Origin of the sequence: Pauljensenia sp. UMB10120, assembly GCF_030212035.1 — a bacterium.
Classification (GTDB): domain Bacteria; phylum Actinomycetota; class Actinomycetes; order Actinomycetales; family Actinomycetaceae; genus Pauljensenia; species Pauljensenia radingae_A.
Window position 1 is genome coordinate 96,469 of the sequence record NZ_JASODH010000006.1, and the last position, 18,445, is coordinate 114,913.

Sequence of the window (18,445 nt, forward strand, 5' to 3'; positions counted from 1 at the left end):
ACTACCAGTTACCAGCTACCAGCGATCGACCACGCGAATATCGCGCTCCTCCAGTGCTTCCAGCCATTGTGGGTCAGCAACGACCCTCGCCTCCCACTGCCGCTTGGCATCATCAACACCGGGATGCACAAACACTTCACTGACTCCGACAGGCACAGCATCCAGCATCGCAATATAACTGTCCCGCAGCTGCTCGTAGCTGGCGACGTCTTGATACGGCGTCGTATTGGTCAGCATCATCTGCGGCAGAGCCACTCCCAGGCGGTCTGCTGCTGCCACGGCCTGCGCATGAGGGGCACGCATGGGCGAGTCACCCTCGGCAAAAAACTGTGTGGGGAAGGTGCGCGGCATGCGGAAAGCCAACGAAAAGTGGGTGCAGAATTCGAGTGCGGCGGGGAGCGCCTCGGGCGTATACAACGCGCCGCAATGCGAATCGAGCCGGATGACGTCCATCCCGCAGTCAGTCAAGCGCGAATGCTGTTCGCGCAGCTCATCGGCGATCTCACCTCTGGTTGCTTCGTGATGCAGGCCGACGCTGCTCAGTCCGGAGTCTCGCAGCATGTTCAGCTGCGCGGGCAGGTCGTCAGAATTGGCGAGGGCGGTCACGGCACTGACACGGCCGCTGGCGACAAGGTCGCACACGATGCGCGAGGACGCGGGGTTCATGCCGAAGTCATCAGCGGTAATGACGATGCGACGCTCGGCACTCATGCTTCGTCGGCTTCCGGAAGGCGAATGAAGCGCGAGATCAGCGTGCCGATCAGCATGAATACCAGCGGATAGATGGCCATGTAGACGCGCCACGCCATCGCCGGGTCAGGGCCGGGCACCTCCCCGGAACGATATCCGAAGAACCAGCCCAGCGACAGCAACGCAATGGAGGTCGGGATCGCATTGAGACGGCCGAGCACGCCGAATGCTGACAGGAAGATCCCTTCGCGATGGATGCCAGTCTTGCGGGCATCCTCGTCAAGAACGCGGGCGAAGATCAGGTCGTTGGTGGCGAGCATACCGGACCAGCCGAACGCCACGCAGGTTCCGCACAGGATGCCGGTGATGAGGTTGTGGGCAAAGAACAGTGGCACAAAGGTCAGTGCGCATACCGGCAGGGCCAGGCGCCATGTCCACGCCGCGCCGCGTCTGCGCACGATCGAGGTCCAGATGGCGAGTGATCCCAGTGACGTGAAGATGACGACACCTTGCATGATGGTGGCTTCCAGCGCGCCGCCACCCAGCGCGTAGTCCACGTAGAACTGCAGACCACCCATGAGCATCGCCATCGACGCGCCATACAGTGCTGAGACCACGCCGATCGTCCAGAAGTAGCGGTTGGTGACGATGTCTCGGATCGATCGCAGGAACGTCGGGCGTTTTTCTTCGACGTCGCCGTGGCGTTCGTGGATCCCCAGCGCCATGAAGATGATGACTGCAGCGGCGATAACTCCGTAGATGACGGCGAGGCGCTCGTATCCCACGGTCGGATCAGCACACGCTGCATCCCTGACGTCACATCCCAGGATGTTGCGGGCCAGAAGTGGGGTAAGGCCGAGGGAGAAGATCATGGCGACCAACTGGAATCCCTGTCGCAGCGAATTGGCGAGGGCGCGTCGCTTTTCCTGCGGGAACAGTTCCGGCAGCAGCGACCCGTAGGCCGCGTTGATCATGGAATCGGCCGCTTCGGACAAGATGGCGAATGTGGTGAACCAGGCGACCAGCGATGTTGTCTTCGCTGCCACGACGGCGTCAGGCACCCAGAACAGTGCGATCATGCCGATCAGCAGCACCAGTGCGCCGACGATGAGGTAGGGACGGCGCCTGCCCCATCGGGAGCGCGTACGGTCGGAGAAGTAGCCGAAGATCGGGTTATCGATGGCGTCAATAATCCCGTAGACCGTATAGACGGCGGCGTAGATGGCAGCATCCATGCCAAGGACCGACACGTAGAAATACAGCATCGACCCTTTGATGACATTGATCGGAATCGATGTGCCAAACATGCCGATGGCGAAGCGCCACGGCGGCGTCTGTCGACGCTCAGGTGAGATGGCGGTCACAGCAGCATCGTAGCACGCCTCATTATGCATACATTTTACGTTTGAGGATGATTCATGATCGATTCCCTCTTCAAATACATCAATAATGATGGATAATATAGAGGAACACATCACAATTCGAGCCAAAGGAGCCTCATGTTCGATGAAAGTTCACGCACCCGCCGCCAGGTGTCACGCGTACTGCGCGACTGGCTCACCCCGGGTGTCACGATCGAACGAGCAAATCTGACCCTTACCGCATGGGAAGTGCCCGACGAACCCGTCCCCTTCGACGAGGCAGTCGCACAGGAGTACTCCGACATCAGCCTGCCCTACGCATGGTCGCACCCCTGGGGCACGACATGGTTCCACGTCAGCGGGCGCGTACCGCAGGAATGGGACCCTGCATCCGACCAGCGCCGCCACGAAATCATCGTTGACCTGGGATTTTCCGACGCCGGCCCCGGTTTCCAGGCAGAAGGCGCAGCATATCGGCCAGACGGCACGATGATTAAGGCGCTCGAACCACTCAACCGTTACATTCCGATCGAGGCAGCGCCCGGTGAAGAATTCGAGCTCTACATCGAAGCGGCCGCCAACCCGAATGTCATCGAAGGTGACTGGGTGACACCACCGACGATGGGCTCGAAAGAAACAGCCGGCACAGAGTCGATCTACACAATGACTACGTGCGAACTGCGCGCCATCGACACCACGGTTGAAGCACTCCAGGCTGACCTGACCGTGCTGAACGACCTCGTGACCGTCGTCGACTCACCCAGGCGCGAACAGATCATCCGCGGACTTGACCGCGCGTTGGACGCCCTCGACTATGACGATCTTTCGGGCAGCGCACACGAGGCGAGGCAGATGCTCAGCGATGTTTTGAGCGCTCCGGCCTCCGCGTCAGCGACCACCGCATACGCGATCGGACATGCGCATATCGATTCGGCGTGGCTGTGGCCGCTGCGAGAGACGCGACGCAAAGTAGCGCGCACGTGGTCGAATGTCCTGCACCTGATGGACGTCGACCCCGACGTCATGTTCGCCGCCTCCTCAGCCCAGCAGTATCAGTGGCTGCGTGACGAGCACCCTGACGTGTTCGAGCGCCTGCGTCAGCGCGTTGCCGAAGGCAGGTGGGTAGTCGTCGGAGGCCAGTGGATCGAATCCGACCCGTACATGATCGGCGGGGAGGCAATGGTTCGACAGTTCCTGGAAGGCCAGCGTTTCTTCCAGCGCGAATTCGGCGTCATGCCCGAACACGTGTGGCTGCCGGACTCCTTCGGATATTCGGCAGCACTGCCGACCATCGCACGGCACATGGGTATGAAATGGATGCTCACGCAGAAGCTGTCGTGGAATGAGACGAACACGTTCCCGCATCACACCCTGTGGTGGGAAGGAATCGACGGGTCGCGTATCTTCACGCACTTTCCACCCGTTGACACCTACAACTCGACGCTCAGCCCGACCGACCTGCATCACGCTGAAAGCACATTCCGCGACAACGGTGGAGCATCCAGGACGCTGGTGCCGTTCGGCTACGGTGACGGCGGCGGCGGCCCGACCAGGGAAATGCTGGCCAACGCGCACAGGCAAAAAGACCTGGAAGGCTCCCCGCGCGTGCGCATCGCCTCACCGACCGACTTTTTTGTCGACGCGCAGGCCGAATATCCCGATGCGCCGACGTGGGTGGGCGAACTGTACCTGGAGAACCATCGCGGCGTGCTCACCTCGCAGGCGCGCACCAAGCGTGGGAACCGACGCTGCGAGCATCTGCTGCGCGAGGCCGAATACTGGTGGACGCAGGCAGCGGTGCGCACCGGTGCCGACTACCCCTTCGATGAGCTGCACGAGATCTGGCAGGAAGTCCTCCTGCTGCAATTCCATGACATCCTGCCCGGATCCTCAATCGCGTGGGTCCACCGCGAAGCTGAAGAAACCTTCGAGCGCCTCATGGAGCGCCTGAACACCCTGATCAATGACGCGCTCAGCATTGTTGCCGGCAACGGTGAGACCCCGCTCACCGCGAACGCCTCGTCCGCCGAGCAGCGTGGCGTGGGTGCCGGAGTGATCGGACGCGTCAGCGCGCAGGCTCCCTCGTCCATCACCATTGACGAGGGCGACGACGGCTGGCAGATCTCGAACGGCGTGCTGAACGTACATGTCACGCGGGACGGTTTGATTGACTCGCTGGTGGATGCGCGCCGAAATCGTGAGGTTGTGCCGGCAGGACAGGTGCTCGGCAGACTCAACGCGTACCGCGACATTCCGGTGGACTGGGATGCGTGGAATATCGACGGTGATTACCGTCGCCACCCGAACCCGATTGACTCGGTGGACGCTCTGGATGTGCGCGAAGAAGACGGCGCTGCCGTCGTGACGTGTAAGCGGTCCTGGGGCACGTCGACGTTCGTTCAGACGATGCGCATCGCGCCCGATTCTGCGACGGTTGATTTCACGACTGATGTTGACTGGCATGAGCGCCGACGGATGCTCAAACTGGAGTTGCCGGTGGACGTGCTGACCACAACCGCCCAATCCGAAATTCAGTGCGGACATATCACGCGCCCCATTCACGAGAACACGTCGTGGGAGCACGCGCGCTTTGAAACCGTGGGACTGCGGTGGGTGCGCGTGGCAGAAGATGATTTCGGCGTGGCCGTGGCCAATGACCGCACCTATGGGCACTCGTTCGTACGCATGCGCAGCGACGAGGGCAGGCCGTTCGTACAGATCGGTGAGTCACTGCTGCGCGCGCCGATGGCTCCGGATCCGGATGCCGATCAGGGCCACCACGTCCTGCGCACCTCCCTGACCGTTGGAGCTGAGATTGACGATGCGATCGCGCAAGGGCAGCGCCTGAACCTGCCGGTGCGCGAAGTGCGAGGCGACCATGACGTGCCGGCACTGGTGACACTGGACAGCGGGAATGCCCTGATTGAGGCAGTCAAGCTGGCTGATGACGAATCCGGTGACGTGATCGTGCGCTTCCATGAAACAAGAGGCGGGCGCACCACGGCGCGATTCAGTGTCGATATTCCCCACCTCGCGTCAATTGGCCTGGTAGATGGACTGGAGCGCGAGTGCGAGGACGAGGCTGACCTTCGCGCCGATGAGAGCGGCTTCGACGTTGATCTCAAGCCATTCGAACTGGTGACAGTTCGTATGCATCGCAACTAACTAGGAGTAGAAAATGAGAAAGAAGTATGCGGCAACCGCAATCCTGTGCAGTGCAGCGCTGTTGGGGATGGCTGCATGTTCCGGTGGAAGTCAATCTGGACAAAGTGGTTCAGCTGGAAATGGCGATCCCAACACACTGACCATCGCGTATCAGAAGACTGCTGCCTTCCACCAGCTTGAAAACATGCTGGAAAAAGCGAAGACCGAATTTGAAGCGTCCCATGAGGGCATTACTGTCAACATGCAGCCTATTGAGGCTGATCAAGATCAGTACTTCACCAAGCTCGCGTTGATGAACGGCTCGCCTTCGACCGCACCTGATGTCATCTATGAGGACACATTCCAGGTCATGCCGGACGCTGAAGCGGGGTACCTGTACCCGATGGATGAGTTCCTCGATCAGTGGGAGGACTGGGATCAGTTCGACAAATCCGCGCAACAGGCCGGTGTCGCAACCGACGGAAAGACGTATGGAGTCTCCTTGGGAACAGATACACGCGCACTGTACTTCCACAAGGACGTCTTCAAAGAAGCCGGATTACCCGAGGACTGGCAGCCGAAGAACTGGGATGAGATTCTTGACGCGGCCAGGACGATTAAACAAAAGGCTGACGCCATTCCGCTGGCGATTTACGGCGGCAAAGCTGCTGGTGAAGCATCAACCATGCAGGGCTTTGAAATGCTGCTGTACGGCACAGATGACACGCTGTATGACGAAGAGTCCCAAAAATGGATCACCGGGTCGAAAGGATTCCGCGATGCTCTGGGATTCTATAAGACAGTGACTGACGAAGAACTCGGATTGCCACTCGATATTGCGTTAGAATCTTCCGTTGGAGACAAGACATCGCATGAGCTCCTACCCGCAGGCAAGGTTGGTATCGTCATGGACGGTTCGTGGGTACCGGGAAGCTGGATCGAAGGCGAACAAGAGTGGGACGAGTGGGCCGATAAGATCGGCTTTGCGAAGATGCCGACTCAGAATGGTCAGAAACCAGGATTCACGTCCATGTCTGGTGGATGGCTCTTGTCCATCGGCGGGTCGACCGCCAACCCGCAGGCAGCGTTCGACTTCATTTCCATCGCCACAAATATGGAAAACTCCAAGCTCTATGACACCACCGAGTCTCAAATTGCCGTGCGCCGGGATGTTCAGGAAGACCCAGAGTATTTGAACTACAACGAGTCTTTCGAGTTCTTCTCCGGTCTGGTGCAGTACACGCATTTCAGGCCGGCAACACCGGACTACTCCCAGATTTCTTCGAATATCCAAGTGGCAACCGAGTCGATGGTCACCGGCGAAGCCACTCCGGAGCAAGCTGCTGAGCAGTACGACCAAGCATTGATCGGCATCGTCGGAGAAGAAAACACACAGGCAGCTCAATGAGTACTGGTCATTTAGAACGTGAGACTGTCCGGGCAGGCGCATCGTTGGGACAAACCCGATCGACTGCCCGGCGTCTCGCCGAGTTCGGCGCGCTGGCACCGGCACTGCTGCTGATGGCAGTTTTTCTGGCCGGACCAATCGCCTATTCACTGTACGGATCCCTGACAAACCAAGCCATGACGGGAATTCGCGCGGCTGAGCCACAGTTCGTGGGACTGGATAACTACAAGGCTCTTCTGGGCGCGCCTGAATTCTGGAAGTCAGTGCTGCTGACAGTCGTATTCGTCCTTGCCTCCGCAGTTATCGGCCAGAACGTCCTGGGCATGTCGCTTGCACTGCTGATGCGACGCGTCCCCAGATGGGTGGCGACATGTGTGGGCACCATTGTCATTATCGCGTGGGTTCTGCCTGAAATTGTCGCCGCGTTTGCCTTGTATGCATTCTTCCAGAAAGACGGAATGCTCAACTCCTTCCTGGAGATGATCGGCCTCCATGGCCCCTCGTGGCTCATTGGCTTCCCGATGCTGTCGGTCATCATCGCCAACATCTGGCGCGGAACAGCTTTTTCCATGATGGTGTATGCGGCAGCTCTTTCGAACGTGCCAGCTGATGTGCAGGAAGCCGCCATGATCGACGGGGCAGGCGGATGGCAGAGACTGATCCACGTGACAATACCGATTATCAAGGGATCGATTTCAACCAACCTTCTGCTCACCACGTTGCAGACTCTGGGTGTCTTCACACTGATCTGGGTCATGACAGGTGGCGGGCCCGGGACCCAGTCATCAACTCTTCCTGTTCTGGCGTTCCAGCGCGCATTCAAGTTCTCCCAGGTCGGATACGGCACCGCAATCGCCACCGTGACCCTGATCCTCGGTGCCCTGTTTGCGCTGGTCTACATCAAGGTCCTCAAACCGGAGGTGGACTGACATGGCGCCCTCTGTTGCACAACCGAAACAATCCTCAACAAAACTGTGGGCGTCGGTCGCCCTGCTGGTCGTCAGCATCGCGTTCCTGGTGCCTCTGGCCTGGCTGCTGGTGTCCGCAGTGCATCCATCTCCAGGAGTGTCACTCTCCATCCCGTCGTCAGTGACAATGGAGCATTTTTCTGAAGTAGCCGACTGGGATCTCACGTTCCGTCCGCTGCTCAATTCCATGATCCTGTCACTGGGCACGGCTCTGCTGACCGTGGCCGCCGGAGCGCTTGCCGCATACCCGCTGTCACGCTACAAGTCGCGATTCAAGCGCTCCCTCATGTACACCATCCTGTTCGGCACCTGCCTGCCGATCACCGCAATGATGGTGCCGGTGTATTCACTGTTCGTCCGGATGGATCTGCTGGATTCTCACGGTGCCATCATCTTGTTCATGGCGGCAACGTCACTGCCGATGGCCGTGTGGATGCTGAAGAACTTCATGGACGCTGTGCCTGTGTCACTGGAGGAGGCAGCCTGGGTTGACGGATCATCTGCGATGGGCACGTTGTGGCGAATCGTTCTGCCGCTCATGCGTCCCGGACTGGTCGTTGTGTTCATCTTCGTGTTCACCATGACATGGGGGAACTTCTTCGTTCCCTTCGTGCTGATATTCGATTCAGCCAAGCAGCCCGCAGCCGTCGCAATCTTCAACTTTTTCGGAGCATACGGCACCGTTGCCTACGGGAAACTTGCAGCATTCTCACTGATGTATGCAGCCCCCGTGCTGGCACTGTATGCCATCTCCCAGAAAGTCTCGGGCGGCTCATTCGCAATGGCTGGAGCAGTCAAAGGCTAATCGACATAGACTGGGCCGGTGCCCCGACGACCACGTAAACATTCAGCGTTCAAGCCGTTCACACCTGAACAGCTTGCGCAGCGCGTCGCCGCAATTCCGGTGATCACATACCCGGATTTGCCGGTCAGCGACAGGCGCGACGAGATCGCCGCTGCGATTCGGGATCACCAGGTTGTCGTGGTGGCCGGGGAAACCGGCTCAGGCAAGACGACCCAGCTCCCGAAGATCTGTCTGCAGCTGGGACGCGGCGTGACCGGCATGATCGGACACACTCAACCCCGACGCCTCGCCGCACACACTGTTGCTGAACGTATCGCGGATGAGCTGGGCCAAAAAGTCGGGAAGAATCCCTGCCAGGTTGTGGGCTACCAGGTTCGTTTCACTGACGAGGTCGGCCCGACGACGCTGGTGAAACTCATGACTGACGGCATTTTGCTCGCTGAGATCCAGTCGGACCCACTGTTGCGTCGTTACGACACTCTGATTATCGACGAAGCTCATGAGCGTTCCCTCAACATCGATTTCATCCTGGGGTACCTCTCCCGCCTACTTCCTGCGCGCCCTGATCTGAAGGTCATCATCACCTCCGCCACGATCGATTCGCAGCGCTTTGCCCGTCACTTCGGCACACCGGAGGACCCCGCACCTGTCATCGAGGTGACCGGACGTACCTACCCGGTCGACATACGCTACGAACCGCTTTTTGACGACGAGGTTGACCACATCGACCAGGATGAAGGTATCTGCCGCGCTGTCGATGAACTGTGTACGGAAGGCCCCGGCGACATTTTGGTGTTCCTGCCCGGTGAGCGCGACATCCGTGACACGCAGCAGGCGCTGGCTGACCATCTAGGAAGCACTTCTGACATTGACATCTTGCCGCTGTATGCGCGGCTCACATCGGCCGAACAGCACCGAATCTTTGAACGTCATTCGCGTCGCAGAATTGTCCTGGCCACGAACGTTGCCGAAACGTCACTGACTGTGCCGGGGATCCGATATGTCATCGACCCGGGTCTGGCGCGCATTTCCCGCTACTCGAACCGCACGAAGGTGCAGCGCCTGCCCATCGAGCCGATCTCGCAGGCTTCAGCGAACCAGCGGGCCGGACGCTGTGGCCGCGTCGCCAACGGCGTGGCGATCAGGCTGTATTCCGAGGATGACTTCGACGCGCGCCCCGAGTACACCGAGCCGGAGATTCTGCGTACCTCACTTGCCAGCGTCATCTTGCAGATGGTGTCACTGGGGTTGGGTGACGTGCAGCGCTTCCCGTTCATCGACCCTCCCGCGCAGCGTGCCGTTCGGGACGGCCTGCAGCTTCTGGTGGAAATCGGGGCACTGACCGCTGACCACGGGCTGACGGCGATCGGCCGCTCCCTGGCGCATTTGCCGATCGATCCGCGGCTGGGCCGCATTCTCATTGAAGGTGACCGTAACGGATGCGGCTCCGATGTCCTTGTCATCGTGGCGGCCCTGTCGATCCAGGATGTCCGCGAGCGCCCTCTGGACTTTCAGCAGGCTGCCGACCAGGCGCATGCGCGCTTCGTGGATCCGCATTCAGATTTCATCACCTACCTGAACATCTGGCGCTACCTCAACGTGCAGTCACGTGACCTGTCCGGCTCCGCTTTCCGCCGCATGTGCCGCGCAGAGTTTCTGCACTATCTGCGTTTTCGTGAATGGCGTGACGTGGTCGGGCAGTTGCGGGACATGGCGCGCCCCCTCGGCCTGGATACTCACCGCATCGGCATTCCCAGCCCGAAAGAAGTGGCGTTTGCTGCCAACAGTGGCGGAATCGCAAACGCCGCTGCGCGCGCAGCCGTTGCCTACACGCGTTCAACGTCCTCACCTGATGCTGACGAAATCCACCGCTCGCTTCTGGTTGGCTTACTGTCAAACCTGGGTAACTGGGATCCGGCGAAGAAGGAGTATGCGGGCACTCGCGGCACACGATTCACCATCTGGCCCGGCTCCGGCCTGACCCGCAGCCACCCCGAATGGGTGATGACGGCGGAGCTGGTCGAAACTTCGCGCCTGTTCGCCCGCACGGTGGCGCGCATCAAACCCGAGTGGATCGAGCCTCTGGCCGGCCCTCTGCTCACCCGCGTCTATTCCGAACCATACTGGTCATCAGGCAAGGGCGCTGCGATGATCCACCAGAAAACCATGCTGTACGGGTTGACGCTGGAAGCTGACCGTACGGTCCTGCTCGGCAGGCTCGACATCACGATGGACGAGGGTGGCCCACGCCGTTCCCGAGTAGCGCGTCCGGGAACACTGGCTGGTATTGCGCAGGGTTTGCGCGGCCATGAGGGGCCCAGTGTGTTCGCTGATGCACTGTCGGACGCCCTGGGAGAAACGACCGTTGAGGAGGACTCCCCCGTCAGCGTGGAAGAGATTGAGCCGCTGACTGCACGCCAGTTGGCGCGCGAAATGTTTATCCGCCATGCACTGGTGCGTGGCGAATGGCGTGAGCACCACCGTTTCATGGCACAGAATCGTGACCTGCTGGAGCAGGCTCATGAGGTGGAGCAGCGTTCACGCACGAGCGGACTCGTTGCAGGCGAAGACTCCCTCGTCAATTTCTTTGACGACCTGCTGCCTGAGGGCATCATCTCTGCCCGCCACTTTGACCGGTGGTGGGCCAAAAAGCGTCGCTCGAAGCCTGACCTGCTGACGTACCCGCCACAGCTGCTGTTGCCGCGCGGCTCGGGAACGGATGCCGACGCATTTCCTGACACGTGGAACGAGGGCGACCTGGAGTTCCCCCTGTCCTACGAGTTTCACCCCGGTGCCGCCCGTGACGGCGTGACGGCGACGATTCGTGTAGAAGAGCTTCCGCGCGTGACGGGACGCGGCATGGACTGGCTGGTGCCTGGATTGCTGGACGAACTGGTGATTGAGACGATCCGCGCGCTGCCTAAAGCGAAACGGCGTTTGCTGGCTCCGGCTCCGGAAGTGGGAGTGGATGTGGCTCAATGGATTCGTTCACGCATCGGCGGGGACGATGAAGTCGTGAGCGTTGAAGTGGACGAGCCTGAGGATCCTCGTTCCCTGAACGCCGCGATGGATCGCCTGGCCAAGTGGGGGGCGACCAGCGGATCAGTCAGGCGCAACAGGACGGCATCTGCGCAGTCGCAGCCAGAGCCAGACCATGCCCCGGTCGTGAAGCGCTCGGCCGGCATTGATCCCGATCCCGCCAGGCGTCCGCCTTTTGAGGAGGTGTTCGCTGATGCGGTGCGTCAGATTCGTGGCGTTGACCTGAGTGCAAAGGATCTGGCTCATGCGCGTGAGAATGTTCCCTCCCATGTTGTGATGACGCTGCGAGTGGTGGATCAGGATGGTCGTGAGCTGGGTTCGGGTCCGTCATTGACGTACCTGCAGCGCACGTTGGCACGCACAGCCGACGATGCCGTGCGCACCGCTGTTCGCGGGGCTGTGGCCGAAGCGTTTGCACGGGCGGCTGCACCCTCGCCTGCGCTGACACCGGAACCTGTCACGGAGTTTCCCGACGATGTGCCCTGGTCGGTGGAGCCAGATGCGACGCAGGTGGCATTGCGCGGTTTCCCGGCGCTTGTTTCTGACAAAGATGAGGTGCGTCTGCAGATCGTGGCGAATCCCGATGAGGCGAACCGTCTGCACCGCGTGGGGGTGGCGCGGCTATTGGTGCGCGAAGTTCAGCTGGCGACTGCGCGGGTAACGACCCGGTGGAGTGGCCGGCAGGCAATGATGCTGGCTGCCTCCCCGTATGAGTCGACGCAGGCGCTGGTTGCTGACGCACAGTGGGCCTCCGCGTTGAGCCTGGTGGACCAGCTTTCCGGTGATGACGGGCCGGCAGCGATCCGCAAACGCACCCGTTTCGACAGCCTGGTTGCGCAGGCCCGCGACCTGCATGAAGACCGTGTTTACGAGATCCTTCAGCATGTGATCCGCACGCTTGAGGCTTCCAGCGAGGTGGCGGACAGTGTGCGTACTCATCAGCACGCGTCACTGAATGAAGTTCGCCAGGAGGTGCGTGATACGACTGAGGCGCTGGTCTTCCCCGGTTTCATTTCAGCCACACCGTTTGAGGTTCTGCCTCACCTGGCCAGGTATGTGCGTGCCGGTGCCGTGCGCCTTGACCGTGCGGCGCGAGGGCGACCCATGCTCGATCAGGACGCGCAGAATGCGCACGTGATCGGTGATGTTGAAGACGCCATTGAGCAGGCGAAACGCGCATTGGATGAGCATCCGTTCAATGCGAAGCGGGCGCGCACGATCAGCGAGGCGCGCTGGATGCTCGAAGAGCTGCGCGTCTCACTGTTCGCTCAGCAGCTGGGCACTCCGCGGAAAGTTTCAGCCAAGAGGATCTACTCCCTGCTCAGGCACTGACTGGCCATACGTGCGCCAGGCGCACTGATCCGCGTGACTGCTCGACCGACACTGTGATGCTGGCCAGTTCGACCGGATCGAACGAAATGATGCGCTGGTAGCCCACTGAGTTCGCGCCGCCCAGGTCAACTGTGGTGCCATTTGGGCAGGTGCCGCGCACCGTGATTCGATCGATGCGCTGGCCTTCAGCGATGGCTTCACGGATAATGACGGCGCTAACAGTCGTGGACCGGTCGAAGCTGATGGTCAGCGTGGGCGCTGAGTCTCCCTCGTCCGGCTGCCAGTACGGGGCGGTCAGCAGGGCGGGAATGAGGGGGTCGTACGAGTCATCGAACGGGGTGCCCGCCTGGGCGGTGAGCGTATCAGGCACGGTTGACGTGGACGCGTCCACGGTGACGGTGCTGATGCGGCGCGCATAGAAGTCGCGCACCAAATCTCCCAGCCCCTTCAACGAATCGATGTCGGGTTGGGCCAGGACGCCCTTGCGGGTGGGTGGCACGTTGAGCAGCAGCGAGCAGTTCCCGCCGACGCTGCCGCGCCAGATGGCGAACAGTTCATCAGGGGTGCGCACGTGCTCATCTTCGGCGGCGTGGTGGAACCATCCGGTTCGGATCGACGTGTCCACTTCGGCCGGGTACCACACGAGCGGCCCGTCGTAATTGGCGAGGGCGGCTCGCGATCCGAGGTCCTCGTCGGTGGATTTCACTTCGCGTGAGAATGTGCCGTCATCTGCTTTTTGAGAGTGTTCCTGTGTGCGTTCGGCGGACTGGAGTTCTGCTGGAAGGACGCTCCATTCTGCCGGCCTGGCAACGCCGGCCTCGTTCCCGCACCAGCGCACATCGGGTCCGCAGATGTTGATGACTGCTTCGGGCTGCAGGGCGCGGATCAGGGTGAAATATCGTTCCCAGTCGTAGTACTGGACCTTGCCGTTCTCTCCTTCACCGTTGGCGCCGTCGAACCAGACGGAGAAGATCGGGCCGTAGTTGGTGAGCAGCTCGGTGAGCTGGTTGACGAAGAAGTCGTCGTAGGCGACGCCTTGCCCGTAGGTGGCTTCGGTGCGATCCCACGGGGACAGGTAGACGCCGAATTTGAGGCCGAAGCGACGGGCTGATTCGCTAGCTTGTGCGACGATGTCACCCTGGTAGGGGCTGGAGGCGACGCTGTGGTCAGTGTAGGCGCTGGGCCATAGGCAGAAACCGTCGTGGTGTTTGCAGGTGAGGATCACGCCTGTCATTCCGGCATCTTTGAGGGCGCGCATCCACTGGTCGGTGTCAACGTTGCCGGGGGTGAAGAGTGCAGGATCTTCGTGCCCCTCGCCCCATTCGCGGTCTGTCATCGTGTTCATGCCGAAGTGGATGAAGGCGTACATTTCCATCTCCTGCCAGCGGAGCTGACGGAATGATGGTCGAACGTTGGACAGATAGGTCAGTGCGTCACCCGCATGCATGATGGAAAGTCCTTTTCTTTGTATCTGACAGCAGCGATTAAATGTTACATAACACTCACTAACTTGTGATAGTTTGGCACCCTTTCTGATGTAGATTGTTACGAGGTTCTTTTCCGGCCAGCTGACAGTAAATGTCAATGACCCGGAGACTTGGATTCTGACGAATTGAGGATGCCGATGTTGTCACGCTATTTGGCGGAGCACCCTCACATCCTTTCTTTCAACTCAAAGAGGATCAACTATGTCAACGACAAATAGGCGAAAGCGCAGGTCAGCCGAGCTTCAGCGCAATCGAAGCATCTTCGGTATTGCGTGCGCACTCCCGACGGCCATCCTGTTCACTGTCTTCATCGTCGTTCCGACGATCAACATTTTCAGAATGTCACTCTACAAATGGAGCGGTTTTTCTGGTGTTCCCGAATTCGTTGGGCTGAACAACTTCAAGATTTTGTTGGGTGACATGAATTTCGTCCACTCGCTACAAAACACCCTTCTACTACTTGTTGTCGTGACATGTATCACGATGCCCGTTGCCGTGATCTTTGCTGCAATGCTGATTCAAACGAAGATTCTCGGAGCAAATCTGCTCCGCTTCGTGATGTATATTCCGTCGATTCTATCGGCAGTTGTCATCGCAGCAATGTTCTCCGTCATTTACGACCAGGCTGATACTGGCCTAGTAAACGGTACCTTGCACATCCTGCGTCTTGACTGGCTTAAGCAAGTCTGGCTCGGCGACCACAAGATCGTCATTTTCTCAATCGCATTCGCAATGGTATGGCAGTCCTTTGGCTACTACATGGTGATGTATATGGCGTCCATGACTGGCATCGATAAGAGCCTGTACGAGGCAGCATCATTGGACGGAGCCGGCCAGATCCGTACCCTGGTGAGCGTGACGGTGCCACTGATCTGGAGCAACATCCGAACGACATTGATTTTCTTCATCCTAGGGTCGGTCAATCTGAGTTTCGTCCTTGTTAAGGCAATGACTGACGGCGGTCCAGATAACGCATCCCAAGTCATTCTGGGATACATGTACGACCAGGCCTATACAAACTCCTCATACGGTTACGGCATGGCGATCGGAGTAGTGATCTTCCTGTTTAGCTTCATCTTGTCATTGATCGTCAGCCGCGCGACCAAACGCGAACCAATTGAGCTGTGAGGGAAGAAAGATGACACCAACAGTTTCAGTTTCCACGAAGAAATCCTCTTCAAAGAGGATGCGCAAAGCCTCGGGGAGTGTTGCCGACAGGTGGACCCCGCATCGCATCTTCAACCAAGTCATTCTCGTCTTGGTTTCCCTGACGATCGTCATCCCGACGATCTGGGTTTTCCTTGCCTCCTTCAAGCAGAGAGACGAGTTTTACGGAAACCCGTGGTCCCTACCTCGCAGCCTTTACCTACAGAACTACGTCGACGCCTTCACCGACGCCAGAATCGGCGACTTTTTCTTGAATTCTCTGTTCGTCACTGCTCTGGCAATGGTGCTAGTTGTCGCTATCGCGCTGCCTTGCGCTTACGTACTGGCACGATTCGACTTCCCTGGCCGCAGGATCTTGCAGATGGCCATCCAAGGCGGACTGTTCATTAACGTGAACTATATTGTCGTCCCAATCTTCCTGATGCTGGTCGGATTCGACTCATCGGTATACCAGTGGTTCCCCAACGGCCTGTTCATTAACAACCTCGTGGTACTTGCCATTGTGTACGCCTCAACTTCACTGCCCTTCACAGTGTTCCTGCTCCAGGACTTCTTCGCGCGCATCCCTGAAGATTACGAAGAAGCTGCCTTGCTTGATGGCGCCAACCAGTTCACCGTCATGGTTCGCATTTTCTTCCCCATGGCGACACCAGCCATATCCATGGCAATGCTCTTCAACTTCCTGAGCTTCTGGAATGACTACATCATTTCAATGACGCTGATGACCGATTCATCCAGCCGCACCGTCCAGGTCGGTCTGCTCAACCTGATGGCAACGCAACGGGCAGCCACCAATTACGGCCGCCTGTACGCAGGCATGGTCATCGTGATCGTTCCAGTGATCATTTTCTATTCACTCGTTCAAAAGCGTCTACTCAACGTCACCAATGCTGGAGGTATCAAGGGATGAGCGACCGCGCACTACGAATTATCGGCATGATCGGTGCCGCATTGATCTTCATATTCTTCGTTGCACTGGTCGTCATCGGTCAACGTACAACCAGCTGGGGTAGCCTCGGCATCCAGCTAATCGGACTGGCTGGCGTCCTCGGCATGCTCGCTTTCTACAACCATCAATACCGCTAACTAGAAAGAGGTAATCGTGAAACTTCACACCAAACGCACTTTGTTGTGCGCGGGAACCTGCCTTGCGTTGACGGCAACGCTAGGCGCATGCGGCGCCGGCGGATCTCAAAGCGCATCAGACGGCAAATCGACGTTGAACCTGGCGTTCTTCGATGGCGGAAACGGCCCTGAACCCTACCAGGAGGTCGTGGCAGCCTACAAGGAACTGTTCCCTGACGTGGAAGTCAACCTTGTGACGTCAACGGAAATCGAAGACGAAATCATGCCTGGCATGAAAGCGGGCAGGTACCCGGACTTGGTCCAGCGTGGCCTGAATGCAAAGGCCGGGCTCGTTGAAACCATGCTCGGTGACAACGCAATTGCCGATGTCACCGATGTCCTGTCGATGCAAATTCCCGGCGAGGAAGTCACCGTTGGCGAAAAGCTGATCGACGGCATCATCGGACCCTACACGAACCCAAATGGCGACGATCGTACCTTCCTGCTGCCGACGTTCTACTCACCTGCCGGATTGGTCTACAACAAGACCCTGCTGGAAGAGAACGGCTGGGAAGTTCCGCAAACATGGGATGAAATGTTCGAACTAGGCAAGAAGTCCAAGGAAAAAGGTATCTCGGTCTTCACCTACGCAACCTCAGGCTACTTCGATTCGCTCGTGGGTGCCTTGCTCGCAGACGCTGGCGGCGAACAGCTCTTCCAGGACGTGATGTTCTATAAGAAGGACGTGTGGAAGTCGGACGAGGCCCGCAAAGTCCTCGACACGATCGGCAAGATCGTCAGCCCCGATTACCTGCACCCGGACACACTGGGATACGCAAACGTGCAGGACTCAAAGAAGAATCAGCAGACGGTTCTCAATGGTGATGCAGTGTTCATGCCCAACGGAACTTGGATCCGCAACGAAATGAAGGACGCCCCGAAGACTGAAAACTTCAAGTGGGCGCTCTCACCCGCTCCCGGTTTTACTCCCGACGAGCGCTACCTGACGGTACTGATGGACGCACTGTGGACGCCAACTCAGGCAAAGAACCCTGAAGAAGCTAAGCGTTTCATGGCATTCATGTACTCCGACAAGGCTGCCGAAATCTTCGCCAAGATTGGTCAAGCTCAGCCCATCAAGGGCATTACCGACAAGCTCGAACCAGAACTCGCTGAGTTGTATGGTGCTTTCGACCAGGAAGGCGTCAAGATTATTCCCGGCACCTCCTTCAGCCAGAATGCAAGCGTTGAAGGTGTCAGTATCAAGGATGACCTGTACTCAACGATCGACTCAATTGCCTCGGGCAAGAAGACCGTTGATGAGTGGCAGAAAAAGCTCAACGACGATTCGAACGCTCTGAATGAGGCGATGCCCAAAGATCAGAAGTAACCTGTCCAGGTGACTGATGATCTGAGCTGGGTGCTTAAAGAAGCACAAACCCTGCTCACTTCGCACGGCGTGCATGGTTGGACTGTTCAGTTCGACCGTGCACGCCGTCGTGCTGGACAGTGCAACCACACGACGCACACCCTGTCGTTTTCTCGGTCGCTGATGACGCTGTATTCCCCAGATGAAATTCGAGACGTCATCGCTCACGAAGTAGCTCACGCTCTGGCCGGCGCCAGCCACCACCATGACGAGGTATGGAAGAAGGCGGCTCGCAACCTGGGAGCGCGACCCGAGGCGCGTCTGTCCGCGGCCTTGCCTGCTCCTGAAGCACCGTGGATCGGAACCTGTCCGCGCTGCGGAGCACGCAGGTATTTATATTCCGCACCCAGGCGCGTGTCGTCATGCGCGTCATGTTCACCACACTTTGATGTCGCCTTGATCTGGCAGTGGGAACACCTCGGCCACCCTCGTACCCCACCGGGGCGCTACCAGCGTGAACTGCGCTCACTGACACGCCGATCTTCACGACGTTAAATCATCCTCGTCATTACTCGTGGCACGACCTCGTCCACTACCATGGGAATCACTG

13 protein-coding genes are annotated in these 18,445 nt (G+C 58.8%); 10 read left to right on the plus strand and 3 right to left on the minus strand.

Features of this window, described 5'->3' with window-relative positions; genetic code table 11:
• Positions 1–15: 15 nt before the first annotated feature.
• On the minus strand, positions 16–711 hold the full coding sequence (locus QP093_RS07210) for a ChbG/HpnK family deacetylase (RefSeq protein WP_285015931.1): 696 nt from the start codon (positions 709–711) through the stop codon (positions 16–18).
• Positions 708–2,054 carry an MFS transporter gene (locus QP093_RS07215; protein ID WP_285015932.1) on the minus strand — a complete coding sequence of 449 codons (1,347 nt, stop codon included), beginning with the start codon at positions 2,052–2,054 and terminating at the stop codon, positions 708–710. The genes QP093_RS07210 and QP093_RS07215 overlap by 4 nt, the downstream gene beginning before the upstream one ends.
• 135 nt (positions 2,055–2,189) lie before the next feature.
• On the opposite strand from QP093_RS07215, the gene QP093_RS07220 reads away from it, so the two are divergent.
• The 5 genes from QP093_RS07220 to hrpA are packed head-to-tail and all read left to right on the plus strand — an operon-like array spanning position 2,190 to position 12,747.
• Positions 2,190–5,216, plus strand: coding sequence for an alpha-mannosidase (locus QP093_RS07220; protein WP_285015933.1), 3,027 nt, complete (start codon positions 2,190–2,192; stop codon positions 5,214–5,216).
• A gap of 13 nt (positions 5,217–5,229) precedes the next feature.
• Positions 5,230–6,603 (plus strand): extracellular solute-binding protein, encoded by a 1,374-nt coding sequence (locus tag QP093_RS07225; protein WP_092648941.1) that lies wholly within the window; start codon positions 5,230–5,232, stop codon positions 6,601–6,603.
• Positions 6,600–7,532, plus strand: a complete 933-nt coding sequence (locus QP093_RS07230; protein WP_070725468.1) for a carbohydrate ABC transporter permease — start codon at positions 6,600–6,602, stop codon at positions 7,530–7,532. Before QP093_RS07225 ends, QP093_RS07230 begins: the two co-directional genes overlap by 4 nt.
• Position 7,533: 1 nt before the next feature.
• Complete coding sequence (locus QP093_RS07235) at positions 7,534–8,376, plus strand: carbohydrate ABC transporter permease (RefSeq protein WP_070725466.1); 843 nt, start codon at positions 7,534–7,536, stop codon at positions 8,374–8,376.
• 18 nt (positions 8,377–8,394) lie between these two features.
• Positions 8,395–12,747 (plus strand): ATP-dependent RNA helicase HrpA, encoded by a 4,353-nt coding sequence (gene hrpA, locus QP093_RS07240; protein ID WP_285015934.1) that lies wholly within the window; start codon positions 8,395–8,397, stop codon positions 12,745–12,747.
• On the opposite strand, the gene QP093_RS07245 is transcribed toward hrpA, so the two are convergent.
• Entirely contained in the window at positions 12,737–14,194 is a 1,458-nt protein-coding gene (locus tag QP093_RS07245; protein WP_285015935.1) for an alpha-L-fucosidase, read from the minus strand. The genes hrpA and QP093_RS07245 overlap by 11 nt on opposite strands.
• 241 nt (positions 14,195–14,435) lie before the next feature.
• On the opposite strand from QP093_RS07245, the gene QP093_RS07250 reads away from it, so the two are divergent.
• From QP093_RS07250 to QP093_RS07270, 5 genes are read left to right on the plus strand one after another with little or no spacing between them, the layout of a single operon-like run.
• Positions 14,436–15,362, plus strand: a complete 927-nt coding sequence (locus tag QP093_RS07250; RefSeq protein ID WP_083314351.1) for a carbohydrate ABC transporter permease — start codon at positions 14,436–14,438, stop codon at positions 15,360–15,362.
• Between the two features lie 10 nt (positions 15,363–15,372).
• A complete protein-coding gene (locus QP093_RS07255) occupies positions 15,373–16,311 on the plus strand; it encodes a carbohydrate ABC transporter permease (protein ID WP_257590324.1) in 939 nt (312 codons plus the stop codon).
• Positions 16,308–16,487 carry a DUF6903 family protein gene (locus QP093_RS07260; protein ID WP_058237517.1) on the plus strand — a complete coding sequence of 60 codons (180 nt, stop codon included), beginning with the start codon at positions 16,308–16,310 and terminating at the stop codon, positions 16,485–16,487. The genes QP093_RS07255 and QP093_RS07260 overlap by 4 nt, the downstream gene beginning before the upstream one ends.
• 16 nt (positions 16,488–16,503) lie before the next feature.
• Positions 16,504–17,856: a carbohydrate ABC transporter substrate-binding protein gene (locus tag QP093_RS07265; RefSeq protein WP_285015936.1), complete on the plus strand. Its 1,353-nt coding sequence runs from the start codon at positions 16,504–16,506 to the stop codon at positions 17,854–17,856.
• A 9-nt stretch (positions 17,857–17,865) separates the two neighbouring features.
• Positions 17,866–18,390 (plus strand): SprT-like domain-containing protein, encoded by a 525-nt coding sequence (locus QP093_RS07270; protein WP_285015937.1) that lies wholly within the window; start codon positions 17,866–17,868, stop codon positions 18,388–18,390.
• Positions 18,391–18,445 lie beyond the last annotated feature (55 nt).